Annotated in this window: 3 protein-coding genes; all 3 read right to left on the reverse strand. The window is 60.2% G+C overall.

Annotated elements, in window-relative coordinates:
- Positions 1-206 precede the first annotated feature (206 nt).
- The 3 genes from ASC96_RS24350 to ASC96_RS24360 are packed head-to-tail and all read right to left on the reverse strand — an operon-like array spanning position 207 to position 3318.
- On the reverse strand, positions 207-1202 hold the full coding sequence (locus tag ASC96_RS24350) for a tyrosine-type recombinase/integrase (RefSeq protein ID WP_060505674.1): 996 nt from the start codon (positions 1200-1202) through the stop codon (positions 207-209).
- Complete coding sequence (locus ASC96_RS24355) at positions 1199-2116, reverse strand: tyrosine-type recombinase/integrase (protein ID WP_060505675.1); 918 nt, start codon at positions 2114-2116, stop codon at positions 1199-1201. The genes ASC96_RS24350 and ASC96_RS24355 overlap by 4 nt, the downstream gene beginning before the upstream one ends.
- Positions 2110-3318 (reverse strand): tyrosine-type recombinase/integrase, encoded by a 1209-nt coding sequence (locus ASC96_RS24360; RefSeq protein WP_060505676.1) that lies wholly within the window; start codon positions 3316-3318, stop codon positions 2110-2112. The genes ASC96_RS24355 and ASC96_RS24360 overlap by 7 nt, the downstream gene beginning before the upstream one ends.
- Positions 3319-3552: the final 234 nt, after the last annotated feature.

The following is a 3552-nucleotide window of genomic DNA, read 5'->3' on the forward strand; positions in this document are numbered from 1 at the left end:
ATGATCGATGTCTCCTCATCAGCATGATCAGCGCCGCCGCCGGTGCGTTACCCCTCCCGCCGTCCCAGCCGCCGTCTCACCAGATTCAAAACACGCCGCGCTCGCCATGGTATCGAGACCGTGCCGAGCGCAATATCAGATGGAGCGGACAGTCCGCTTTTGGGCACCAAACTCCACTCAACCGCACGCCGTTCGGATTGCGTTGGTTATCCCAAGTCCGACAGCAAGGATGCGATTAGGGCATCCGGCGCCTTGAACCGGCCGCGCCTCAGTTCAGGAGGGATTACCGCCTCGACCGCTTCCAGCTTTTCTGACGGGTCCATGCGAAGATAGACCTCGGTCGTGCGGATGTCGGCATGGCCCAGCCACAGGGCGACCTTGCGGATGTCGCGGGTTGCCTGCAGCATGACGACTGCACAGCTGTGCCGAAGCTGGTGAGGTGAGACGCGACGATCGCGAAGTGATGCGCAGTTCTCGGCAGCTTTGCCGACATGCTTGTCGAGCACATACTCAAAGCCGGCACGGCTCATCGGATCGCCCTGAGCATTGACGAAGAGCTCCGGGACGCGCACTGCGCCCCGGACACTTAACCAAGCGCGAAGGTCCCGTGCAGTATCCTTCCAGAGCGGTAGGCAGCGTTCCTTGCGGCCTTTTCCTAGAACCGTCAGGCTTGCGCCGTGTCGAAGCGATAGGTTTTCCGTCCGAACGCCGACAAGTTCGGAGACCCGCAAGCCTCCGGCGAAGCAAAGATGCATCATTGCCCGGTCACGGATGCCAGATCTCGTCGCAAGGTCGGGCGCGTTAAGAACCGCGCGGACCTCTTCCATAGTCAAATGACGAATAAGCTTCTGGTCATGGCGCTTGGTCGGGATCGCATGAATCTGGCCGATCTGCTCCAAGGCGGAGGGCACCTTGTGCTCGAGGTAGCGCATGAACGCCTTGATGGCGGCGAGCCGCACATTGCGCGTTGAGGCGCCGTTGCTGCGATCCTGTTCAATGTGCGCGAGGAATGCCACGATCATCGGCGCGTCGAGGTCTTCGATTGTAAGCAGCGACGGGCGAGTTCCGAGCCTTTTTGCTGCGAAGTCGAACAGGAGCTTGTAGCTGAACGCATACGTCTCGCAGCTTTGTGGACTATAGCCTCGCTGGCATGGCATGTAGTCTCGGAGGAAGCCGGTGATGAGAGGGGCGAGCGCCGTCATGCATCGTCCTCCCTGAACAATGTTTCTGCCGCCGCGGCGATGTCGACCATCATTTCCGGCGTCGCCTGAAGATACCAGTACGTATTGTGGATACTGACATGGCCCAGGTATGTCGACAGGGCGACGAAGTGCCGAGCAACTTCGCTGCGTCCGGCGCCGCATTGTTCCAAGACGCGGGTCGCGAACGTATGTCGGAGGTCATGGATGCGCGGCTGCTGACTTCGCTCCGACAAGATGCCCGCTCGTCGTGTGACGCAACGGAATGTATAATTCACTATCCTCAAGCACATTTGTCGGTGTTCTGTGGATAGGAAGAGCCAATCACTGTCGCTCGCAAGTTGGCACCTGGCCCCAAGATAGCGTTTGAGCGCCTCAACGACGGTCGGGTGTAGCGGCACCAGCCGACTCTTGCGGAACTTGGTTTCGCGAATGCGCAACACGCCGTCAGGCAGGATATCGTCGAGCCTGAGCGCAACAGCTTCGGACACACGCATGCCAGTCGCTGCGATCAGCCCAAAGAGCATAACATAGAGCTCGCGACGCAGTGGATTGGGCCTTTGGTGCCGTAGATTGCCGGCGGCATCGAGAATCCGGGCGATCTCGGCCGCAGTATAGATATAGGGAACCGGTCGATTGGTGATCCGCTTGATATCTGCGGGCGGTATTTCGTGCCGAGGATCCTCCGCCTGCATGAAGCGAGCAAACTGGATCAAGTCCGTGAGGCGATGGGCCATGGCGTTCGGGCTTTTGGCAGCCGTGGGTAACCAGGTAAGAGCCGTTGCTGTGCGAATGTGGCTCTCGTCGCGTTCTGCTGCGAAGCGCGCGAATGCAAGAAGATGCCGCTCGGCCCGGACAAGCTTGTAACCTAGCGCGCGGCGCAGACTGATGTAGCGGTTGATGTCGGCGCTCAGCATGGCAGCCTCCCGCCCCATGGCTGTGCGATTTCGGACAAGAGACCGATGTCTACTTTGGCGTACAGCGCCGTCGTCGATGGAGAGCGGTGACGCAACACGGCCCCGACGCCTGCAAGGCTTGCGCCGCTACGCAGCATTGCTGTCGCCGCCGAGTGCCGCAGCACATGCGCGCCGCGATGGATACTTTCAATCCCTGCTCTGTCGAGAGCGCGACGCACAATACATTTCACGGCAATGCGGCTCAGCGGCCTGATCGGTGCGATATCCGTCAGCAACACCCGGGTTGTCGCAACGCGCGGCCTTGCCCGCTCGATATAAGCGAACATAGCATCGCCAACGTCTTGAGGCAGCGGCAGCCATTCCACACGCCGGACCTTTCCGACAAGCGTTATTCGGCCATTCTTCCAATCGATGTCACCGAAAGTGAGATTAGCGACTTCACTCGCCCTGAGGCCCAACCGAGCCAGAAGCAGCATGACAGCGCGGTCGCGTAAGCGGCTTTCGCCCTCACAGGTGGCAAGGAGGCGGTCGATGTCGCTTTGGCCAAGAAAGCGCGGTGTTGTCGCCAGTTGCCAGTTCGCGAAGCTCGGAACCGCATGTTCCCGACCGATAGGGCATTGCCCCATCGCGACGAGATACTTGAGGTAGGCGCGCGTGGCGACAGTGATGCCCCGCGCCCGCCAACGTCCGTGCGGCTTCGCTCGCTCAAGTACGAAGTCCCGGATCGCGGCGGCCGTATAAGCCACAGGATCTGTGCCGAGCGATATAAATAGATCGACCAATATCGGCTGGTAGGTGTTGAGCGTCGAGTCCTTGATGCCGCGTTGCTCCCGCATCCAGCAACCGAAGGCGGCTAGTGCCGGCCAAGTCCTCTCCAGTGACGACGGCCGCTCCTGCTCCAGAACGGTGCACTCGCGCAGATATCCGACAAACAGTGCAGCAGCCCCCTGTGGCGCACGGGCATTCTTGCTACCCTGGAACGCCGATGCTGATGCGTTCAAGCCAGCGGCAAGTGTTTCGACGCCGAAGCCAGCAGCACGTACCCAATCGCCCCACAATGCCAGTAGACGCACCACCTCGACGATCGTTGCAGGGGAATAATTCTGCTGAGAAAGCCACTCCTTGAACCCGTCAACATGCGGCTGTAGCCAGTTGATCCGAACATCGACACTGCGGCGATGTCTGTACTTTCGCTTTGTCAAGCTGATTTCCTCGATTTGCTTGTTGGCGCCGGGGAAGTCCGGCCCGTAGGAACAAATCGGAGGTTTCAAAGCCATTCCAGCGTCGGCGGGCAGCTTTTCCAGCCTCACCCCCTGGGGTTGCCAAAAGAGGCACGCGCGGCGTGTTTTGAATCTGGTGAGACGGCGGCTGGGACGGCGGGAGGGGTAACGCACCGGCGGCGGCGCTGATCATGCTGATGAGGAGACATCGATCAT

The sequence above is a fragment of the Rhizobium sp. Root1204 genome (assembly GCF_001424965.1).
Classification (GTDB): Bacteria; Pseudomonadota; Alphaproteobacteria; order Rhizobiales; family Rhizobiaceae; genus Pararhizobium.

Bases quoted from the DNA above. Each gene is read 5' to 3' on its own strand.
- ASC96_RS24355 (WP_060505675.1), bottom strand. From the start codon at position 2,116: ATGCTGAGCGCCGACATCAACCGCTACATCAGTCTGCGCCGCGCGCTA.
- ASC96_RS24350 (WP_060505674.1), bottom strand. From the start codon at position 1,202: ATGACGGCGCTCGCCCCTCTCATCACCGGCTTCCTCCGAGACTACATG.